The 20,660-nt window shown below is 61.6% G+C and carries 22 protein-coding genes; 14 read left to right on the top strand and 8 right to left on the bottom strand.

What is annotated here, in order from left to right; all coding sequences use genetic code 11:
- Positions 1–6: 6 nt before the first annotated feature.
- From RA29_RS15055 to miaA, 3 genes are all read right to left on the bottom strand, one after another.
- Positions 7–1,053: an ABC transporter permease gene (locus RA29_RS15055; protein ID WP_039687262.1), complete on the bottom strand. Its 1,047-nt coding sequence runs from the start codon at positions 1,051–1,053 to the stop codon at positions 7–9.
- 364 nt (positions 1,054–1,417) lie between these two features.
- Positions 1,418–2,206: an AraC family transcriptional regulator gene (locus RA29_RS15050; RefSeq protein ID WP_039687259.1), complete on the bottom strand. Its 789-nt coding sequence runs from the start codon at positions 2,204–2,206 to the stop codon at positions 1,418–1,420.
- A 72-nt stretch (positions 2,207–2,278) separates the two neighbouring features.
- On the bottom strand, positions 2,279–3,160 hold the full coding sequence (gene miaA / locus RA29_RS15045) for a tRNA (adenosine(37)-N6)-dimethylallyltransferase MiaA (RefSeq protein ID WP_039687258.1): 882 nt from the start codon (positions 3,158–3,160) through the stop codon (positions 2,279–2,281).
- Positions 3,161–3,232: 72 nt separating this feature from the next.
- Between miaA and pyrH the strand changes: the two genes are divergently transcribed.
- The 13 genes from pyrH (at position 3,233) to lpxB (ending at position 15,397) form a co-directional block, all read left to right on the top strand.
- Positions 3,233–3,964, top strand: a complete 732-nt coding sequence (gene pyrH / locus RA29_RS15040) for a UMP kinase (protein ID WP_039687858.1) — start codon at positions 3,233–3,235, stop codon at positions 3,962–3,964.
- 92 nt (positions 3,965–4,056) lie between these two features.
- Complete coding sequence (frr, locus tag RA29_RS15035) at positions 4,057–4,620, top strand: ribosome recycling factor (protein WP_039687256.1); 564 nt, start codon at positions 4,057–4,059, stop codon at positions 4,618–4,620.
- A gap of 128 nt (positions 4,621–4,748) precedes the next feature.
- On the top strand, positions 4,749–5,468 hold the full coding sequence (gene uppS / locus RA29_RS15030) for a polyprenyl diphosphate synthase (RefSeq protein WP_039687254.1): 720 nt from the start codon (positions 4,749–4,751) through the stop codon (positions 5,466–5,468).
- A 29-nt stretch (positions 5,469–5,497) separates the two neighbouring features.
- The gene (locus tag RA29_RS15025; protein WP_052249705.1) at positions 5,498–6,250 is read left to right on the top strand and encodes a phosphatidate cytidylyltransferase; all 753 of its coding nucleotides are present in this window, start codon (positions 5,498–5,500) and stop codon (positions 6,248–6,250) included.
- Positions 6,247–7,416: a 1-deoxy-D-xylulose-5-phosphate reductoisomerase gene (dxr, locus tag RA29_RS15020; protein ID WP_039687250.1), complete on the top strand. Its 1,170-nt coding sequence runs from the start codon at positions 6,247–6,249 to the stop codon at positions 7,414–7,416. The genes RA29_RS15025 and dxr overlap by 4 nt, the downstream gene beginning before the upstream one ends.
- Positions 7,417–7,422: 6 nt before the next feature.
- Positions 7,423–8,772, top strand: coding sequence for an RIP metalloprotease RseP (rseP, locus tag RA29_RS15015; protein WP_039687248.1), 1,350 nt, complete (start codon positions 7,423–7,425; stop codon positions 8,770–8,772).
- 99 nt (positions 8,773–8,871) lie between these two features.
- Positions 8,872–8,997 (top strand): hypothetical protein, encoded by a 126-nt coding sequence (locus tag RA29_RS23775; protein ID WP_275041508.1) that lies wholly within the window; start codon positions 8,872–8,874, stop codon positions 8,995–8,997.
- 237 nt (positions 8,998–9,234) lie between these two features.
- Entirely contained in the window at positions 9,235–11,481 is a 2,247-nt protein-coding gene (gene bamA / locus RA29_RS15010) for an outer membrane protein assembly factor BamA (protein WP_052249671.1), read from the top strand.
- Positions 11,482–11,485: 4 nt separating this feature from the next.
- Positions 11,486–12,025 carry an OmpH family outer membrane protein gene (locus tag RA29_RS15005; RefSeq protein WP_039687246.1) on the top strand — a complete coding sequence of 180 codons (540 nt, stop codon included), beginning with the start codon at positions 11,486–11,488 and terminating at the stop codon, positions 12,023–12,025.
- A gap of 69 nt (positions 12,026–12,094) precedes the next feature.
- Positions 12,095–12,559 (top strand): 3-hydroxyacyl-ACP dehydratase FabZ, encoded by a 465-nt coding sequence (fabZ, locus tag RA29_RS15000; RefSeq protein ID WP_039687243.1) that lies wholly within the window; start codon positions 12,095–12,097, stop codon positions 12,557–12,559.
- Complete coding sequence (lpxA, locus tag RA29_RS14995; protein WP_039687242.1) at positions 12,556–13,344, top strand: acyl-ACP--UDP-N-acetylglucosamine O-acyltransferase; 789 nt, start codon at positions 12,556–12,558, stop codon at positions 13,342–13,344. The genes fabZ and lpxA overlap by 4 nt, the downstream gene beginning before the upstream one ends.
- Positions 13,344–14,243, top strand: a complete 900-nt coding sequence (lpxI, locus tag RA29_RS14990) for a UDP-2,3-diacylglucosamine diphosphatase LpxI (RefSeq protein ID WP_039687240.1) — start codon at positions 13,344–13,346, stop codon at positions 14,241–14,243. Before lpxA ends, lpxI begins: the two co-directional genes overlap by 1 nt.
- On the top strand, positions 14,231–15,397 hold the full coding sequence (gene lpxB / locus RA29_RS14985; protein WP_039687238.1) for a lipid-A-disaccharide synthase: 1,167 nt from the start codon (positions 14,231–14,233) through the stop codon (positions 15,395–15,397). Before lpxI ends, lpxB begins: the two co-directional genes overlap by 13 nt.
- Before the next feature lie 40 nt (positions 15,398–15,437).
- On the opposite strand, the gene tyrS is transcribed toward lpxB, so the two are convergent.
- Positions 15,438–16,679 carry a tyrosine--tRNA ligase gene (tyrS, locus tag RA29_RS14980; protein ID WP_039687236.1) on the bottom strand — a complete coding sequence of 414 codons (1,242 nt, stop codon included), beginning with the start codon at positions 16,677–16,679 and terminating at the stop codon, positions 15,438–15,440.
- A gap of 64 nt (positions 16,680–16,743) precedes the next feature.
- Here tyrS and RA29_RS14975 point away from each other — a divergent pair, with 64 nt between their 5' ends.
- Entirely contained in the window at positions 16,744–17,847 is a 1,104-nt protein-coding gene (locus RA29_RS14975) for an anhydro-N-acetylmuramic acid kinase (RefSeq protein ID WP_039687234.1), read from the top strand.
- Here RA29_RS14975 and RA29_RS14970 read toward each other — a convergent pair.
- The 4 genes from RA29_RS14970 to eno are packed head-to-tail and all read right to left on the bottom strand — an operon-like array spanning position 17,834 to position 20,646.
- A complete protein-coding gene (locus RA29_RS14970; RefSeq protein WP_039687232.1) occupies positions 17,834–18,256 on the bottom strand; it encodes a cupin domain-containing protein in 423 nt (140 codons plus the stop codon). The genes RA29_RS14975 and RA29_RS14970 overlap by 14 nt on opposite strands.
- Positions 18,253–18,765: a GNAT family N-acetyltransferase gene (locus tag RA29_RS14965; RefSeq protein WP_039687230.1), complete on the bottom strand. Its 513-nt coding sequence runs from the start codon at positions 18,763–18,765 to the stop codon at positions 18,253–18,255. The genes RA29_RS14970 and RA29_RS14965 overlap by 4 nt, the downstream gene beginning before the upstream one ends.
- Positions 18,758–19,375: a hypothetical protein gene (locus tag RA29_RS14960; protein WP_039687228.1), complete on the bottom strand. Its 618-nt coding sequence runs from the start codon at positions 19,373–19,375 to the stop codon at positions 18,758–18,760. The genes RA29_RS14965 and RA29_RS14960 overlap by 8 nt, the downstream gene beginning before the upstream one ends.
- Positions 19,372–20,646: a phosphopyruvate hydratase gene (gene eno, locus RA29_RS14955; RefSeq protein ID WP_039687226.1), complete on the bottom strand. Its 1,275-nt coding sequence runs from the start codon at positions 20,644–20,646 to the stop codon at positions 19,372–19,374. The genes RA29_RS14960 and eno overlap by 4 nt, the downstream gene beginning before the upstream one ends.
- Positions 20,647–20,660: the final 14 nt, after the last annotated feature.

Below are 20,660 nucleotides of genomic sequence, written 5' to 3'. Positions count from 1 at the left end.
GCCTCCTTAGGAAATGCGAATGCGGGGGTTGAGGAACACGTAGCCGATGTCCGAGATCAGCTGCGTGATCAGCACCACGACGACGGATACGACCGACACGGCGAGCAGCAACTCAATGTCGTTGTTGCCTGCAGCTTGCACCAGCAGCCAGCCGAAGCCCTTGTAGTTGAAGAGTGTCTCGACAATGACCACACCGTTCAGCAGCCACGGGATTTGCAGCATGATGACCGTAAAGGGGGCGATGAGCGCATTGCGAAGAGCATGTTTGAGGACGATGTTGCCGAAACTCACGCCCTTGAGCCGCGCCGTTCGGATGTATTGCGCGGTCATCACCTCGGTCATACTCGCCCGCGTCATCCGCGCGATGTAGCCCATGCCATAAAGCGCAATGGTCAGGACGGGCAGGGTGAAGTTCTCGAATGTTGCGTTCTCGATGGCTTGCGTCGCCGACCCCTTGAACCACTTCAGACCAAAGGCGGATGAGGCGAAGATCGCAATGAATATCACGCCCGACACATATTCGGGCGTTGCCGTCGTCGCGATGGAGAAGGTGGACAGCGACCGGTCCAGCCCCGACCCCTCACGCATCCCCGCAAGTACGCCCACGATCAGCGACATCGGCACCATTACGAGCAGCACAAACCCCATCAGCTTGCCTGTTGCCGCGAGCCGGGTCGCCACGATGTTGCTGACCTCATCCTTAAAGACCAGTGAAAAGCCCCAGTCGCCTTGCAGCACGCCACAGAACGTCGCGCGCTCCTCGACCGGCGCATTTTCTGCGAAACACTGTCCGGTGACGATACCGTCGTCTTTCTCCGTAACCCAACCGGGCACTACACCCAGCCAGCGGCCATACTTCACAAACGTGTTGTCAATGTACCCGCGGTCATCTAGCCAGCTTGCCACGGCCTCGTCCGTCATACGGAAATTGCCCTGGGTCTTGGCCAGCTTTTCGAGGTTCGGGTAGAGGTTGGTCAGAAAGAACACGATGAACGTCAGGCACAAGGCCGTCAGCAGCATCACGCCCAATCGTCGGAGAATGAAAAGTCCCATATGTCGCCCCTGTTGGGTGGCTTGCAGGCGGGTCTTTGCCGCCGCTTTTGACTACCGGGCGTTCTTTGGTCGACGCCTCTGGCATGGCTCGGATGAACCACAAGATGGAAGTGGTGGTGATTGTGCCTACACTGACGCCCCCAGTAACCGAAGCAGACCCAAGTGGTGGTCCCCTGTGCGTGTGTCCGGTTCGTTCCGGACGTCTTCGTGCACATCTGCGATCTTTGTTGTTCCCTGACCTTATGAGGCAACAGATAGGCACACAGGTCAACGGGGCGGTTTCAGAAATCAGAACACGTTTGCGACATTTGCCTATCCTGTTTGCGACATCGCCAGTGTTGGGCAATGGATTCGCTGCGCCGCCCTACCGCGCGGCTTTGCGCAGTGCAGTGGGGGTTTGACCGGTGTGCTGCTGCATGAAACGGGTGAAATAGGCCGCCGAACCAAAGCCCAGGTGCCGGGCGATATCCTGCACGGGAACGGTCGTCTCAACAAGTGCTGTGCGTGCGGCATACAGGATGCGTTCGGTCAGCAGATCGGCTGCCGTCCGCCCGGTCGCTGCCTTGCAGGCGCGGGTCAGGTGGGTAGCGGTGACGCCAAGTTCAGCGGCATGTTCCGCCATCGACAACCCGCTTGCATGACCGCGGGCCACCCGTTCGCAGAACCGCGCGCTCAAACGCGCTGCGGCATTCATTGCTGTGGGCAAGTTTTCGGGTAGGGCGATCTGACGTCTGAGCCAGACCGACAAAAGCGACATCTGCGCATCAATAGCATCCTGCGCCAGCGCCTTGCCTTGGGTCGTTTCCCGATGTGCGGCTTCAAAGATGCCGGTCAACTCGCCGATGGCATCCACGTCTCGTATCCGCAACTGGCGCGGGCCAAGGGGCAGGCGTACCTCCGTGCCGTCCGGGATCAGCGCGGCCATTCCGACACCTTGCCGACCCAGATCCAGCGAAAACAGCGTATGCGGCGGGATCGTGAGCGCGTTGTGCGTGCCGACGCCGCGCCGTGTCCCGTTCAGCAACAACCGCCCCTGTCCACGGGTCACCCAGATGACGGCATGCTGTGGCCGGTCATGGGCCAGCGCGATCCGCCAGTCCTGACCAAGTGTCAGCTGGCTCAACGGTTTGATTTCGACCGGCGGCAAGGACATGGGTGATGGTCCGTTTTCGACAAGTCAACGACGCGCTTCCCCACAAGAATGGCGTCAACGCTATGGAATATGTCAAGTGGCGACCAGGTCAGGGGACGAAATCCGGTGCCAATCCGCCATCCGTGCGCGAAACCACGTGCGCTGCCGCTTGGCATATTGGCGGGTTGCGATTGTGGCACGTTCGACGGCGGTGTCGTGATCGATCTCGCCCCGCAGCACCGCCATCGCCTCTGCCGCCCCGATGGCGCGGCAGGCGGGCAGGGCGGGATCGAAGCGATCCTGCATCGCCCGGGCTTCGTCCAGCGCGCCACCTTTCAGCATTTGGTCAAAGCGGGCCTCGATGCGCGGGGTCAGCCATTCCTTGGGGCTCTCCATGACGATGCCGGTAAAGCTACCGGCTTTCAGAACCGGGGGCCGGGTCTGATCCTGCCAATGGGCCAATGGCTGACCTGTGGCTTGCTGCACCTCCCACGCGCGCTGCACGCGGGCGCGGTTTGCACTGTCGATCCGGCTGATCGTCTCGGGATCAAGATCCGCGAGCATTGCGGCAACATCCAGAGTATCCGCCAGAGCCCGAATGTCGGGGGGCGTGGCCGGAATATCCGCCAAACCTTCGGTCAGCGCGCTGAAGTACAGCCCCGTACCGCCCACGATGATGGGGCGCGGGCCACCCAGCAACGGCGTCACTTCCTGCAACCAATGCCCGGTTGAGTAGGGCGCGTCATAGGCAACATGGCCATACAAAAGATGCGGCGCGCGCGCCTCTTCCTCTGTCGAAGGTCGGGCGGTCAGCACCCGCCAACAGTCATAGATCTGACTCGCATCGGCGTTCACGATGACCCCGCCCTGTGCTTCTGCAATGGCCAAGGCCAGCGCGGATTTGCCCGAGGCAGTCGGTCCGGCAATCAGAACCGGCAAGTCCTTGGACAATTTGGCGATAAGGTCGCGGATCATGTCGTGTCGTCCATTGAAAACCTGCCGCATTTAGGACAGGTTGCGCGCAAATTCAAAGAGCGGGGACGCACCATGACCGAGACCGAAACACAGGCGAAGTTCAAGCGGGTCATGTTGAAGATCTCGGGCGAGGCGCTGATGGGCGATCAGGGCTTTGGTCTGCACCCGCCGACGGTCGAGCGGATTGCACTGGAAGTGAAGTCGGTCCACGACATGGGTGTCGAGATCTGCATGGTGATCGGCGGCGGCAACGTGTTCCGCGGATTGCAGGGCTCGGCTCAGGGGATGGAGCGGACGACCGCCGACTACATGGGGATGCTCGCTACGGTGATGAACGCGCTGGCCATGCAGTCTGCGCTGGAGGGGCTGGGCGTCTTCACCCGCGTGATTTCAGCGATCACCATGAATGAGGTGGCCGAACCCTACATCCGCCGCCGCGCCGTGCGTCACCTGGAAAAGAAGCGGGTCTGCATCTTTGCCGCCGGTACAGGCAACCCGTATTTCACCACGGACACTGCCGCGACCCTGCGCGCGAATGAGATGTCCTGCGAAGCGATATTCATGGGCAAGAACGGTGTCGATGGCGTCTATGACAAGGATCCCAAGAAACACGCGGATGCCAAACGCTTCGATGTCGTGACCTATGACGAGGTGCTCGCCAAGCGGCTGGCGGTTATGGATGCCTCTGCCATCGCGCTTGCGCGCGACAACAACCTGCCGCTGATTGTCTTCCCTCTGGATACGCCCGGCGGTTTCAAGGAAATTCTGGAAGGCAACGGCACCTTCACGCGCGTACAGGGCTAAGCGGCGCAACTCGCGCTGGTCATATGCGCGCGGCTTGATTTATATGCATGTCAAACGCCAATTGGGCGACAAGAAGAAACACGGGGAATACCATGTCTGACGATTTCATGCTGGACACAGACGACCTTGAGCGCCGGATGGACGGGGCCATGGCCAACCTCAAGACTGAATTTGCATCGCTGCGCACAGGGCGCGCGTCTGCCTCTATGCTTGAGCCGGTGATGGTCGATGCCTATGGCTCGATGACGCCTATCAACCAGGTGGGCACCGTGAACGTGCCTGAACCGCGCATGGTCACGGTCAACGTCTGGGACAAGGGGTTAGTGGGCAAGGTGGAAAAGGCCATTCGGGAAAGCGGGTTGGGCATCAACCCGCAGCTCAACGGCACCATCATCATGCTGCCCATCCCCGAGTTGAACGAAGAACGACGTCGCGAGTTGGGCAAGGTCGCGGGCAGCTATGCCGAAAACGCGCGGGTCAGCATCCGCAACGTGCGCCGCGATGGCATGGACCAGATCAAGAAAGCCAAGGCTGACGGTATGTCCGAGGACGACGAGAAGCTGTGGCAAGACGAAGTGCAGGAGATGACGGACAAATTCATCAAGTCCGTTGATACGGCACTCGAAACCAAACAAAGCGAGATCATGCAGGTTTAACGACCGGACCGGGCCTCCGGCCCGGCAAACGCTCCGGGGGAGCGTTTGGGTCGTTAAAGGGCGGAGCACCGGACTAAAGGGCGAAGCCAGCCGGGCGACCATCGCCGAAGACAGCCAAGGACAGCACTATCGCAGATGCCTCACATACCGGCCCACGCCACGTCGCCATCATTATGGACGGCAATGGACGCTGGGCCACCCGACGGGGGCGTCCGCGTCTGTTCGGTCACCATGCCGGCGCAAGGCGCGTGCGCGAGGTCGTGGAAACCTGCCCGGATATCGGGGTCGAATACCTGACGATCTTTGCCTTCTCGACTGAAAACTGGAAGCGGACCCAGGTTGAAGTGGCCGGGCTGATGAGCCTCTTTCGGCGCTACATTTCCAAGGAAACCCGGTCGCTGAACGAATTTGGCGCGCGCGTCCGCTTTATCGGGGACCGCGTGCGTCTGGATGCCAAGCTGATTTCACTCATGGACGAGTTGGAAGAGCTCACCTCCGGCAACACCACCGTGAACCTGACCATTGCGCTGAACTATGGCGGGCGGGACGAAGTGGCCCGCGCCACCCAGCGTCTGGCCCGTGACGTGGCTGATGGCGCGCTGCATCCTGATGATGTGGACGAAGAAACGCTGCCCAAGTACTTGGATACTTACGTCTTGCCCGACCCGGACCTTGTGATCCGCACCAGCGGTGAGGCGCGGATTTCTAACTTCCTGCTCTGGCAATCCGCCTATTCCGAATACGAGTTCATCGACACGCTCTGGCCCGATTTCAGCCGCGAGGAGTTCACCCGTCTTTGTGCCTCCTACGGCGTACGCGACCGGCGGTTCGGCGGGGTCAAGACGTGAACGAGAAGTGGTCCGATCTCGCCGCCCGCATGGGCTCGGGGCTGCTGATGGTGCTGATCGGTATCTGGGGCATCTGGATGGGCGGTGATGTGTTCCACGTACTGGTGGCCATCGTCTGCGGCCTGATGGTGTGGGAACTGGTGCGTATGGTGTCGCCGACACAATCAAGCCTGGCCATCCAGCTTGGTGCGGTGTCGGGGGCTGCGGTCCTTTTGGCGATCTACCTGCCTGTGGGCTTTGCCCTGCCGATCCTGCTGGCGCCCTGTATGGTCGGGCTGGGGCAACTGGCAAAGAACCGCTCCACCTACATGATCTTTACCGTGCTCGTTCTAATGGCTGGATTTGGCATGATGCAGGTGCGCGACGATCTGGGCTTTGGCTGGATGACCTGGCTCGTGATGGTGGTCGTGGTCACGGACGTCGTGGGCTATTTCGCGGGCCGCACCTTTGGCGGGCCTAAATTCTGGCCGCGTGTCAGCCCCAAGAAGACGTGGTCCGGCACCGTGGCAGGCTGGATCGGGGCAGGGGTCGTGGGTGCGGTTTTTGCCATCAATACCGAAGCAACTGCCCAGTTAGTCGGTGTCTCGATTGCGTTGTCGATGGCCAGCCAGATGGGCGATATCGGCGAAAGCGCTATGAAGCGCCGCATGGGGGTCAAGGACAGCTCGGCCCTCATACCCGGCCATGGCGGCGTGCTTGACCGGTTCGACGGGATGCTGGGCGCGTCGGTGTTCCTTCTGATGCTCGGCCAGGTCTCGGGCTTTCCCGGGGGTGTCTTGTGACCCGCCGTGTGTCGATCTTCGGGGCAACCGGCTCTATCGGGCAAAACACCATCGACCTCATCGCACGCGATCCCGACGCCTACGATGTTGTGGCGCTGACCGGGGCCGCGAATATCGACCAACTGGCGCGTGACGCGATCCGCCTGCGTGCTGACATCGCTGTGACCGCAGATGAAACGCGGCTCGAAGATCTGCGCGCGGCGTTGCAGGGCACCGGGGTCGAAGCCGCAGCAGGGCAAGCGGCGCTGACCGAAGCGGGGTGCCGACCCACCGATTGGGTCATGTCCGCCATCGTCGGTGCGGCAGGGCTGGCCCCCGGCATTTGCGCATTGCAGCAGGGCGCAACCCTTGCCCTTGCGAACAAAGAGTCGCTGGTCTGCGCGGGCCAATTGATCCTGTCGACGGCCAAGGCAAACAATGCCCGCCTCTTGCCGGTGGACAGCGAACACTCCGCCGTGTTTCAGGCGCTCGTGGGCGAGGACATGGACGCAGTCGAGCGGATCATCATCACCGCAAGCGGCGGCGCCTTTCGCGACTGGCCGCTGGACAAGCTGGCCGACGCCACGCTGGCCGAGGCGTCATCGCATCCCAATTGGGACATGGGGCAGCGCATCACAATCGACAGCGCGTCGATGTTCAACAAGGCGCTGGAGCTCATTGAAACACGTGAATATTTCGATGTTCGCCCCGATCAGATTGAGGTGCTGGTCCACCCTGAGTCGATGATCCATGCCATGGTCGGTTTCAACGACGGCGCATTGATGGCCCATGTTGGACCAGCCGATATGCGTCACGCCATCGGCTACGCGCTTCATTGGCCCGACCGCCGCGCGCTGCCCGTCGAACGGCTGGACCTCGCGCAAATCGGCGCGCTCACCTTCCGTCCGCCGGACGAAAAACGCTGGCCCGCCCTTCGGCTCGCACGCGAGGTGATGGAACGGGGCGGGCTGTCTGGGGCTGTGTTCAACGCGGCCAAGGAAACGGCACTGGATGGGTTTATCGTGGGCCATATTGGCTTTCAGACCATGGCGCAGGTCGTCGAACAGGTGCTCAATGACACTGATCCCGGCCATATTGATGCCCCAATGACCCTTGATAACGTATACGCTGCGGACCAAATGGCACGACAAGCCGCCCGCGACGTGATCGAGCATAAAGCAGGATAAATACCCTTGGACATTTCGGCCTTGATACCCGCCTTTGGCGGTTTTGCCTGGACCATCTTCTTTTTCGTTGTGGCGCTCAGTGTGATCGTCGCGATCCATGAATATGGGCACTACATCGTGGGCCGCTGGTCAGGCATCCACGCTGACGTGTTTTCCATCGGCTTCGGTCCAGTGATCTGGAGCCGCTTGGACAAGCGCGGAACCAAGTGGCAGATCGCGGCACTTCCCTTTGGCGGCTACGTAAAATTCGCAGGGGATGCCAACGCCGCCTCGGGCAAGGACGAGGTGGCCATGGAAGCCGCTGCCGCAGACCCCAAGGCCCTGCGCCGCACGATGCACGGCGCGCCATTGTGGGCGCGGGCGGCGACGGTCGCGGCGGGTCCGGTGTTCAACTTCGCGCTGTCGATCATGGTCTTTGCCATCGTTGGCTATTCAAATGGTGTTCCGCGCGATCCACTGACAGTGGGTGAGCTTTATACGCTGCCGACCGAAACACAGGACCTGCAGGCGGGCGATGTGATTCTGGAAATTGACGGAACGCCTGTTCCCAGTCTGTCGGACCCGGCTTATGCCGATTTGATCGACAACCTGCGCATTGCGCCACAGCTGGACTACACGGTCGAACGTGACGGCGAACGGATGGTGGTGCAGGGCCCGTATCTGCGTCCGCCCCTTGTACGGTCTGTTACGCCACGCAGCGCAGCGCTCGCCGCTGGGCTTGAGCAGGGCGATGTGATCACCTCGATCAACGGCGAGCCGGTATTTGCCTTCCGCCAGTTGGTCAACGCGGTCGAGGGGTCGAACGGCGCAACTCTGGAGCTTGGCGTATGGCGGGATGGCGAGACGCTGGAGAAAAGCCTCGCGCCCAAACGGGTTGACGAACCGCAGGACGGTGGCGGGTTTGCCACACAATGGCGGATCGGGGTTGCCAGCGGAAATGCGTTTGATCCGGCAAGCGAGGCGCCCGGCGTTGTCGATGCTGTCACCGGTGGTGTTGAGCAGACATGGCGGATTATCACCGGGTCGATTTCCGGCCTTGGCCATATGATCACGGGGGCCATCAGCACCTGCAACCTGTCTGGCCCGATTGGAATCGCCCAGGTGTCTGGCACGATGGCAAGCCAGGGCGCGCAAAGCTTTGTCTGGTTCATTGCGGTGTTGTCCACGGCCGTTGGTCTGCTGAACCTCTTTCCGATCCCGGCACTCGATGGTGGGCATCTCGTGTTCTACGCTTACGAGGCCGTGACCGGTAAACCGCCCAGCGACGGTGCGCTGCGTGTGCTGATGACTGTGGGATTGACGCTGGTTCTTAGTCTCATGCTCTTTGCTGTGGGCAATGATCTTTTCTGCCCGTAGGTCGGAAGCGGCTCGGGGCACATGCCCCAATCCTGCCACAATTGGCCCCATCTGCTGCCGCAATCTGTTTGTAGTTCACATCCGTCAGAGGATGAAACGATGCAAACACTTCAAAGCGGATACCGGGGCCTGAGCCTGTTGATGATGCTGAACTGGGATCGCGCCCTTTATGTCGCGACCTTGGCCGGTGCGCTGGCCGCAGGAGCTTGGTTGGGCAGTCTCTAGCCACCGCCACTAATCCACAAGATGTGCTACCTGCCTCGTGATGATCCACGGGGTTTTGCGCTTTTGACAACACCTCGCAATGCCGTTACTCACGTCAGTATTGGATGTCTGAACACGTGGGGCAAAACCATGGGACTGGGGTTGAGGGGCGTAATCGCGCAGGCACAACAGTGCGGGCGCAAGGCGTTTTTTAGAGCAGCAATTTTCGCACTGGTGTCAGTGTCTTGGGTGGCCTCAATGGCCCCGGCGCAGGCGCAGAGCTTTCAGTTTTCGCGCATTGTCGTGGACGGCAATCAGCGGGTTGGCGACGCCGCGGTGATCGCACGCGCAGGAATCGCACCGGGCCAGACGCTGACCGCGGGCCAGGTCAACGCCGCGCGCCAGAACCTGGAAAACAGCGGTTTGTTCGAAACCGTGTCCGTCGCGGCGCAAGGCAGCACGCTGCTGATCACCGTAGCGGAATTCCCGACGATCAATCGCATCTCCTACGAAGGCAACCGCCGCGTCGATGACGAGGCGCTGGCAGCCACCGTGCAAAGCCAGGAACGCCGCGTGTTCTCGCCCGCCCAGGCCGAGCGCGACGCAAGTGCAATCGCCGAAGCCTACAGCACCCAGGGTCGCGTTGCGGCGCGTGTCACGCCGCGCATCATTCGGCGTTCGGACAACCGCGTGGACCTCGTCTTTGAAGTATTCGAGGGCGATGTAGTCGAGGTGGAGCGGATCAGCTTCGTCGGCAACCGCGTCTATTCCGACCGCCGTCTGCGTCGTGTGCTCGACACGAAACAGGCGGGCTTTTTACGAACTTTGATCCAGACGGACACGCTGGTTGAGGATCGTATCCAGTTCGACCGCCAGGTCCTGACCGACTTCTATAACTCACGGGGCTACGTGGATTTCCGGATCGTCAGCACCAACGCACAGCTGACAGAAGAGCGTGACGGCTTCTTCCTCACCTTCAACGTGCAGGAAGGACAGCAATTCTCCTTTGGTGACATTTCCGTGACCAGCGAAATTCCATCGGTGGATGGTGACGCCTACCAAGAATTGATCAGGGTGCGTCCGGGCGTGATCTATTCGCCCACGCTTGTAGAAAACGAAATCACCAGGTTGGAGCGTCAGGGCCAGCGCGACGGCGTTGACTTTCTGCGGGTCGAACCGCGCATCGTACGCAATGATCGCGAACTCACTCTGGACGTCGAATTCGTGATCAGCCGCGGCCCGCGCGTTTTTGTTGAGCGTATCGACGTCGAAGGAAACACCACTACCCTTGATCGTGTGATCCGCCGCCAGTTCCGCGTGGCTGAAGGGGACCCCTTCAACCCCCGCGAAATCCGCGACGCGGCAGAGCGTATCCGTGCACTTGGCTATTTTTCCGTCGCCGACGTCAACGCACGCGAGGGATCGACGCCCGAGCAGGTGGTAATTGACGTCGACGTTGAAGAACAGCCAACCGGCTCCCTGAACTTTGGTGGCGCGTTCTCGCAGGATGACGGCTTCGGACTGATCGTCAGCTTCACGGAACGCAATTTCTTGGGTCGCGGACAGACGCTGGGCTTTAACTTTTCAACAGCCGAAGAATCCGAACAATATGGCATCACCTTCGTTGAACCAGCGTTCCTGGGTCGCAATGTCGCCTTTGGCTTGAACCTGCAATACAGCGAGACGGACTCGAGCTTTGCAAACTACGACACGGAATCCCTCGTATTCCGTCCCAGCCTGACCTTTCCTGTCAGCGAACGGGCGCGGCTTCAGCTCAACTACAACTACTCCGCCAACGAACAGATTGCGCGCGACCCTATTACCAATGGCACTATCGTTCAGCGTGAGATCGACGCTGGGGAGCAGGTGGCGTCTTCTATTGGCTACACCTACACCTACGACACGCGCGAGGGAGGCCTGAACCCCAATGCGGGCGTGCTGTTCGAGTTTTCCCAGGACTTTGCAGGCGTCGGTGGCGATGCAGAATTCATCCGCACCCGTGGGCGCATTGTCGGCCAGCGGCTGGCCTTCAACGAAGAGGTGACGCTGCGGGCGTCTCTCGAAGCGGGATACCTGGCCTGGAACGGTGGCACCAACCGCACCGTTGACCGCTTTATCTTGGGTCCTAACATCATCCGCGGGTTCGAACCGGGCGGCATCGGTCCCCGCGATTTGAACACCCCTGGCGAAGATCCTGATCCACTTGGCGGCAACATCTTTGTCGCGGCACGGTTCGAGGCGGAATTCCCCCTCGGCTTGCCCGAAGAGTTGGGGATCCGCGGTGGCCTCTTCTACGATGTGGGCAACCTGTGGGATCTCGACTCTGTCGACCTGTCCGGCGGCAACGTCGTGGGTGAGGGTGGGTCTTTCCGCCACGTGATTGGGTTCTCGATCCTGTGGGACACGGCCATCGGTCCGCTTCGTCTGAACTTCTCGAACGCGCTCGAGAAGGAAGAATTTGACCGCGAGCAAAGCTTCGACCTGACCATCTCGACCACATTCTGACCAGATGGGCAGGCTTGCGCGCGCCCTTGCCGTCTTGCTTGTGGCCCTGTCATGGGCCACGGCATCTCCGGCGCAGGACGTGCGCAGTCCAATCCTGACAATAGACAGCGAACGGTTTTACCGCGAAAGCGTCTTTGGGCGCCGGGTATTGAACGAGATCGAGGCGCGAACGTCCGCGCTGTCCGAAGACAACCGCCGCATCGAGGCCGAGCTTGAAGCCGAAGAGCAGGCGCTGACAGATCAGCGCTCCGATATGGCACCAGAGGCGTTTCGCGCTCTTGCAGACGCATTTGACGCCCGGGTGGAAGCCATCCGCCGTGATCGCGATGAGCAAAGCCGGGAAATTGCCGACTTGCTGGAACAGAACCGGGATCGGTTCCTGGCCTCAGCCGCGCCTGTCCTAGAAGAGATCATGCGCGACACAGGGGCTGCCGTGATCCTTGAACAGCGTAGTGTCTACGTCAGTGCCAACGCCATCGATATCACCGATCTGGCAATTGAACGCATGGACGCGAGCCTGGGCGATGACGACGCGCAGCAATAGGCGCGCTTGCGGGCCTGCGCCGCTCTTGCTAGGCAAAAACAGACCAATGATAAAAGGGCCGAGCACCGCATGACTTCCGAACTGAAAACCGCTGATATCGGCCTGATCCAGCGGATTATCCCGCATCGCTACCCGTTCCTGCTGGTGGACAAGGTGATCGACATCGACGGCCACGCCAGTGCCACCGGCATCAAGAATGTCACCATGAACGAGCCGCATTTTCAGGGCCATTTCCCTGGCCATCCGATTATGCCCGGCGTCACTATTGTCGAGGCGATGGCACAGACCGCAGCCGTGATGGTGGGTGTTGCGCTTGATCTGGCCGACAAAGAGCTGCTGGTCTACTTCATGTCCATCGACAAGTGCAAATTCCGCCGTATGGTCGTGCCCGGCGATGTGCTAGAGTTGAAGTTGACAACAACTCGCGGCAAACCCGGCGCCAAGGTCTGGAAGTTCGCCGGCGTGGCAGAGGTTGAAGGCGAAATGGCGTGCGAGGTTGAATTTACAGCCATGATGGACATCCCCAAAGCATGAGCAGCGCAGGCGTGCATCCGTCCGCCGTCATTGAGCCGGGCGCGCAGATTGATCCGACAGCCACGATAGGGCCGTTTTGCGTCGTCGGCCCGGATGTCGTGATCGGACCTGACGTGGTGCTGAAAAGCCATGTGGTCGTCACCGGTCAGACCGATGTGGGCGAGGGAACAACCATCTTCTCCTTTGCCGTGATCGGTGAAGTGCCGCAGGACCTCAAGTTCAAGGGCGAGACCAGTCGCCTTGTAATCGGTAAACGCAACCGTATCCGCGAGCATGTGACTATGAACGGCGGCACCGAAGGCGGCGGGGGCGTCACGCGGATCGGGGATGACGGCTTGTTTATGGCCGGATGCCATATCGCGCACGACGCCCATGTCGGCGACCGCGTAATCGTCGTGAACTCTGCCGCGGTGGCGGGGCACTGCATCATTGAAGATGACGTGATTGTGGGCGGCTTGTCGGGCATCCACCAGTTTGTGCGCATCGGTAAAGGTGCGATCATCGGTGCGGTGACCATGGTGACGAATGACGTCATACCATACGGTCTCGTACAGGCACCCCGTGGGGACCTTGATGGTCTCAACCTTGTTGGTTTGAAACGCAAGGGCGTGGCACGCAGCGACATCACCGCGCTGCGCGCGGCGTTCCAGATGCTGGCACAAGGCGAGGGCACGTTTCACGACCGCGCCGAGCGGTTGGGCAAGGAAACCGACAGCGCATATGTGCGCGAGATCGTGGCGTTCGTGATGGGCGACAGCGACCGGTCGTTCCTGACGCCCCGGTGATGCTGGCGCTGATCACGGGAACAGGCGCGCTCCCCGCTACTGTTGCAGGCGCGCAATCGTCACCACCTCTTGTTTGTGCGCTCGAAGGCCACGCGCCGGACGGTCTTGACGTCGACCTCAGGTTTCGGATCGAAACCATCGGAACGCTGCTCCACACGCTCCGGCAGCGCGGCGTGACAGACGTCTGCTTTTGCGGGGCCATCCAGCGCCCCGGTTTCAATCCCTTGCGCCTTGATGCCCGTACGATGCCGCTTGTGCCCGCGATCGCAAAGGCCGTGAAAGCGGGCGAAGATGCCGCACTGCGCGCTGTCATTGCGCTCTTTGAAGCGCGGGATATGGCGGTGCGCGGCGCGCATGAGTTGGTGCCCGAGTTGCTGCCGCTCCCGGGTGTGTTGACTAGGACGCCCGTGCCGGATGACATCGACATGCAGGTGAAGGCAGCCCAGCAAGTCTCGGTCGAGCAGGGCCGCGCCGATGAGGGGCAGTCCTGCGTGATCCGCGCCGGTCAGGTGATCGCGCGCGAGGATGCGCGGGGCACAGACGCCATGCTGCGTGGGTTGCTTGATAAGCCGGTCAAACCGATGCCACCCGCGGGTGACGATCCGTTTGCCGCCGCGATGGACTTTGTCGGTGACATGCTGGACGACGCCGCCGACTGGCTGTCTGGCCCCGTGGCCGAAGCGCGGGCGCAAGCCAGCGGTGGTGTCTTTTTCAAAGCCCCCAAACCTGGACAAGACCGAAGGATCGACCTGCCGACCATCGGTCCGAGCACGGCAAGTGCCGCGATTGCGGCGCGGTTGGATGGGCTTGTGCTGGAGGCGGAGGGTGTCATGGTGCTGGACCGGGACGAGGTTGTGCGACGTCTGGATGAGGCGGGGCTGTTTTTGTGGGTGCGCTAAGGGTTTTTGTTGTGGCGGGCGAGCCGTCGGGCGACGCTCTTGGCGGGGCATTGCTGGCCGGGCTCAAGAAAGAGGCGCGAGAGGTCAGCTTTGACGGCATTGGTGGTCCGCTGATGCAGGCGCAGGGGCTGGTGAGCCGGTTTGACATGTCGGAACTCAGCGTCATGGGCATTGCAGAGGTGCTGCCGAAATACCGCCATTTGAAGCGTCGGATTGCCGAGACGGCGCAGGCTGTCATTGACCAGAAACCGGACGTTCTGATTACCATCGACAGCCCCGACTTTTCGCTGCGTGTCGCAAAGCTGGTCAAGGCCGCGTCCGACATTCGCACCGTGCACTACGTGGCACCCACCGTGTGGGCATGGCGGCCGGGTCGGGCCAAGAAGATGGCAGCCATGATAGACCATGTGCTGGCGCTGTTTCCGTTTGAGCCACCCTTTATGGAGGCCGAGGGCATGGCGTGCGACTTCGTAGGCCATCCGGCGGCCACAGTGCCCCGCGCCAGTGTGGCAGAGGTTGCAGCGTTCAAGGCGCGGCACGAACTGCGCGATGCCGATCCGCTGCTGCTTGTCCTGCCGGGGTCGCGGCGCGGAGAGATCAAGCGGATGGCCCCGACATTTGGGGCGGCGCTGTGGCAACTGGCGCAGGACAGGCCAAAGATTAAGCTGGTGCTGCCTGCTGCGGGTGCGGTTGCGCCACTGGTCCGCGATGCGGTCTCTCAATGGCCTGTCCAGCCCTTGGTGCTGGATCCGACGGGACAGGATCCTGATGCTGCCGCCACTGAAAAGCGGATCGCCTTCGCGGCGGCGGATGTGGCGCTTGCGACCTCCGGAACCGTCTCATTGGAGCTTGCGGCGGCGGGCACGCCGATGGTCAGCGCCTATGATCTGCATTGGCTCAGCCGTGCTATCATCAGCCGGATGGTTACGACCGACACCGGGAGCCTGATAAACCATGTTTCGGAGACCCGCGTGGTGCCCGAGGTGGTGGGCAAGGATTTCAGCGTCGACAACGTGGTGCGCGCGATGGAGGGCCTGCTGGCCGATCCATCGGCACAGCGGGACGCGATGGAACTGACCATGGACCTGCTCGGGCGCGGTGGCGCCGACCCGGGCGTGCGCGCGGCGCGGGCGATTTTGATGCGGTTGGGGTAATCTGTCCCCGCGGGGACAGATTTGACCGTACGGTCCAAGATTAACCGATTTGGACCAATGCGTGGCGCTTTTTGCCTGCGGAGAGCTTGATTGGCTCCGAAAGTGTTAATGCGTCGATCATTGTTCCGGCTTCGGTCAGGGGCACGTCGTTCATCTTGGCGCCGCCTTCGGCAATGAGCCGCTTGGCTTCCTTACCCGATGCGGCGAGGCCGGATTTGACGATTAACTGAACGATGGAGATGCCGTCGCCCACATCATCTGCCGAGAGCGTCAGTGTGGGCAGGTCGTCTCCGACGCCGCCCTTTTCAAAGACTTCGCGCGCGGTCTCTGCCGCCGCTGCGGCCGCCTCAGAACCGTGCAGAAGGGTCGTGACCTCTGTCGCGAGGTGTGCCTTGGCTTCGTTGATCTCGGAGCCTTGCAGCGCGCCAAGACGGTCGCATTCATCCAGTGGCAATTCTGTGTAGAGCTTTAGGAAGCGACCCACATCGGCGTCCGTGGTGTTGCGCCAGAACTGCCAGAACTCGTACGGCGACAGCATTTCCGCGTTCAGCCACACGGCACCAGACTGGGACTTGCCCATCTTCTTGCCGTCGGAGGTCTCCAAAAGCGGCGAGGTCAGGCCGAACACCTCTTTCTGGATCACGCGGCGGGTGAGGTCGATTCCGTTGACGATGTTTCCCCATTGGTCACTGCCGCCCATTTGCAGGATGCAGCCGTAGCGGCGGTTCAACTCCATGAAGTCGTAGGCTTGCAGGATCATGTAGTTGAATTCGAGGAAGGACAGCGACTGTTCGCGATCGAGGCGGGATTTTACACTCTCGAAGGACAGCATCCGGTTGATCGAGAAGTGCCGCCCGATGTCGCGCAGGAAATCAAGGTAGTTCAGATCGTCGAGCCACTCGGCATTGTTCAGCATCTGCGCGCCTGAATCGTAGTCGATGTAAGCGGAGAAGACCTGTTTGATGCCCGCGATATTGGCGTCGATCTGTTCGGGGCCAAGCAGTGGGCGTTCGTCGGCGCGGAAGGAGGGGTCGCCCACCTTGGTCGTGCCGCCGCCCATAAGTGTGATGGGTTTGTGCCCAGTCTTTTGGAACCAGCGCAGCATCATGATCTGGATGAGCGAGCCCACGTGCAGCGACTTGGCCGTTGCGTCAAAGCCGATATAGGCCGTTTGCCCCGGAACCAGCAGCGCTTCGTCCAGCGACTGCATGTCGGTACAATCGGCCAGGAACCCGCGGCTTTGCATCACGTGCACAAAATCGGATCGGGGGGTGTAGGTCATTAGGCTTGTCCTTGGAACGGCTCCGGCGCAGTCTATAAGCGGGGGACGGGCAAAGGAAAAGGCCATGGATAAGGTCAAAGAGAAAGGGGCGGTCATAACCGCCCTTGGGGCGATGTCGGGCACGTCTTTGGACGGGGTCGATGCGGCGGTGTTGCAGACCGATGGTGTTTCGATCCACGGGTTTGGGCCGCACGGGTATCGGGAGTATTCGGAAGAGGAGCGCGCGGCGTTGCGCGCGGCTCTCGGGCATTGGTCCGGGCCAACGTTGGAGCCTGCGACTGAGGTTGTGATGGCCGTCCATGAGGCGTTGCTGTCCGGCTTTGAGGGCATTGATCTGGTTGGGTTTCACGGACAGACCGTGGCCCATGCACCTCGGATGCAAGGCACCTTGCAATTGGGCGATGGGGCGGTCTTGGCGCGTGCGCTTGACCGCCCTGTCGTTTGGGATTTCCGCAGTGCGGATGTGGAGTTGGGGGGCGAGGGCGCACCCTTGGCCCCGTTTTTTCACTTCGCCTGTGCAAAGTGGATGAAGGCGACGGGTCCGGTGGCGTTTCTGAACCTTGGCGGTGTGGGGAATTTGACTTGGGTCGATCCGAGTGCGGAGCGGCCCGAGGAAGAAGGGGCGCTGTTGGCCTTTGACACCGGGCCTGCCAACGCGCCGGTGAATGATCTGGTGCAGGTGCGGCGCGACGTGCCCTTTGACGAGGGTGGGCGCATTGCGGCGTCGGGCACGGTGGAGACAGGGGCGCTGGAGTTGTTCTTGGCCGAGCCGTATTTTGCACGGATGCCGCCGAAGTCTCTGGATCGGAACGACTTTGCCGAGATGGTGGGGCTGGTCCAAGAGTTGAGCGATGCGGATGCCGCAGCGACGCTAACGGCGATGTGCGCGGCAGGTGTGGCGGAGGCCATGCAGCATTGTCCGTCTCCGCCGTCGCAAGTGCTGGTGACGGGAGGCGGGCGGCACAATCCCGTGTTGATGCGGATGCTGGAGGTGTCTTTGGACTGTCCGGTCCGACCCGTCGAAGATGTCGGGCTGGACGGTGATATGCTGGAGGCGCAGGCCTTTGCCTATCTCGCCGTGCGGGTGGCGCGCGGGTTGCCGACGTCTTGTCCGGGGACGACTGGGGTGCGGGCCGCGGTGGGCGGTGGCACCGTCAGCTACCCCTAGGGATATCGAAGCCTTCAGGTGCGAGCGTGAACCCCTCGAACTGGAAGCCGGGGGACACGGTGCAGCTGACGAGCGTGTAGTCACCTGTAGTCCGCGCGGCTTGCCAGTGGTGTTCGGGGACAATGAGTTGCGGTGCGCCTTGGGTCAGGTCCGGGGTCAGGAGGTGGTCCTTCGCGGGGGTCTCTTCGCTGGCGCTCATCGACAGAATGAGCGGGGCGCCTGCGTGGTAGAGCCAGATTTCGGTGGCATCGACCTTGTGCCAGTGGCTGGCTTCGCCCGCTTTCAGAAGGAAGTAGATGCAGGTGCCTGTTGGGCGGCCCGCGTTCTCGGCCACCCAGGTTTGGCGGTAGTGGCCGCCTTCGGGATGCGGTTGCAGGTGCAGGTGGGCGATGATGTCGTCGGCGGTCATAGCGGATGCTCATAGTAGCGCAGGTGTGGCAGGAAGGCGGGCGGCACGTCGTAGTAGGGATCGCAGGGCTTGAAGCCCAGCCGCTCGTAGAGTGCGATGGCTTCAGTTAGTCGTTCCATCGTGTCGAGGACCATACGGGTGTAGCCGTCGGCACGAGCGTGGGCCATGGTGGTTTCGATCAATTTGCGACCTGCGCCGGTGCCTCGCGCGCTGGGGTCGACATAGACGCGCTTGATCTCGGTCACGCCGTCGAGGGCAAGCGGGTAGTACATGGCGCATCCAACGACGGTGCCCTCCATCTCTGCCAACAGGATGTCGCCGCGCGGGCGGGCGTGGATGCGCGGAAGGTCGTCGATCAGGGCGCGATAGGTGTCTTCGGGATAGAACTTGGCCGTCATGGGCGGCAGCCCGGCCTCTCGCTCGATCAGAAGGGCGCGGTAGGCCCAGCAGAGCCGGGCGATGTCGTCCATGTCGGACGGCGCGGCCGGGCGTATGGTGAGGTCAGTCATGCCCTATCAGTAGGTCGGTCAGCAGGTCGGGTGCAATGGGGCAGCGGAGGGAGATTTCGGTGACCGTGTCGGGGGTGCGTTTGAGCCCGCGTTTTGAGCGGTTGTGGCGGAAAGCGTCGAGGCCGGCGGCCAGCGGGACGTAGAGCCAGTCACCCCGGCGGGCGTGTGCGCCGCCTTGGGTAAAGTTGCCGGAATTGATGGGGCTGAGGTCTATATGCTCGCGGAATGCTTCGGCCAGTTTGGTCGTGTTGAGCCAGAGGATGGTGATGGCAAGATCGCGTTTGATGGAGGCGGCGAAGGCTTGGCCCTTGCGTTCCGGCCAGAGGAAGACCCGTTGGTCCAGTTGATGCGCCCAGCTTTCCGGTGTGTGGTCGTCAAGGACGCGGTGGGCGGCGTTGAGGCCGTGCAGGATCGGTTTCTGGTGGTTCAGAGTGGCGGGGCCGACCTGCATTCGGTGGTTGCGCAGGGCGATGTCCGTTGGGTCAATTCCCGCGTCCGCTGCCAGCTGACTGGCGGGTCGAAGGCCTTTTGCGCGAATTGATCGCACGTTGGTCGAGGCGGTGACGTGGGCGATCGTGCCGCCCACGGCTTTGACGAAGTCGCCGATCACTTCAGGATCGAGCGGCCTGCGTACTCTGCGGTCTCGCCCAGCATCTCTTCGATCCGGATCAACTGGTTGTATTTCGCCAGCCGGTCTGAGCGGGCCAGCGAGCCGGTTTTGATCTGGCCGCAATTGGTGGCGACGGCGAGGTCGGCGATGGTCGCGTCCTCCGTCTCGCCCGAGCGGTGGGACATGACGTTGGTGTAGCGGGCACGGTGGGCCATGTCGACGGCTTGAAGAGTTTCCGTCAAGCTGCCGATTTGGTTGACTTTTACCAGCATGGAGTTTGCGCAACCGCGTGAAATGCCGTCGGCCAGACGCGCGGGGTTGGTCACGAACAGGTCGTCGCCCACAAGCTGGACCTTGTCGCCGATCGCGTCGGTCAGAGCCTTCCAGCCGTCCCAGTCGTCTTCGCCCATGCCATCCTCGATCGAGATGATTGGGTAGTCGTTCACCAGCGCTTCGAGATAGGCGACGTTTTCGTCCGACGTCAGTGTTTTGTTTTCACCCGCAAGGACATATTTGCCGTCTTTGAAGTATTCTGTGGCTGCGCAGTCGAGGGCGAGGTGGATGTCATCACCTGGCTTGTAACCAGCCTTTTCGATGGATTTCAAAATGAAATCAAGTGCGTCACGGGTGGAGTTGATGTTGGGTGCAAAGCCGCCCTCGTCGCCTATGCCGGTGGAGAGACCCGCAGCCGACAATTCTTTCTTCAGTGTATGGAACACTTCTGAGCCCATACGCACGGCTTCGCGGATGTTGTCCGCAGCCACCGGCATGATCATGAATTCCTGAATGTCGATGGGGTTGTCGGCATGTTCGCCACCGTTGATGATGTTCATCATCGGGACAGGCAGGATACGGGCCGAGGTGCCGCCCACGTAGCGGTAGAGCGGTTGCGAGGTCCAATCGGCGGCAGCCTTTGCGGCGGCCATGGACACGCCCAGGATCGCGTTTGCGCCCAGACGGCCCTTGTTGTCGGTGCCGTCCAGTTCGATCATCGCGCGGTCAAGTTCGACCTGTTCGGTGGCGTCGATGCCGACCAGCGCTTCTGCGATCTCGCCATTCACGGCGGTGACCGCTTCCAGAACACCCTTGCCCATATAGCGCGCCTTGTCCCCGTCGCGCTTTTCCACAGCTTCGTAGGCACCGGTCGAGGCGCCCGAGGGCACGGCCGCGCGGCCCATAGTGCCGTCTTCGAGGGTCACATCGACCTCAACTGTCGGGTTGCCGCGGCTGTCGAGGATTTCGCGGGCGTGGATGTCGATGATGGTGCTCATGGGAGGAGGGCTCC

This window comes from Tateyamaria sp. ANG-S1 (genome assembly GCF_000814025.1).
Taxonomy (GTDB): domain Bacteria; phylum Pseudomonadota; class Alphaproteobacteria; order Rhodobacterales; family Rhodobacteraceae; genus Tateyamaria.
The sequence above is the reverse complement of the archived record's forward strand: the minus strand, read 5'-3'. Positions and strand labels throughout refer to the sequence as shown.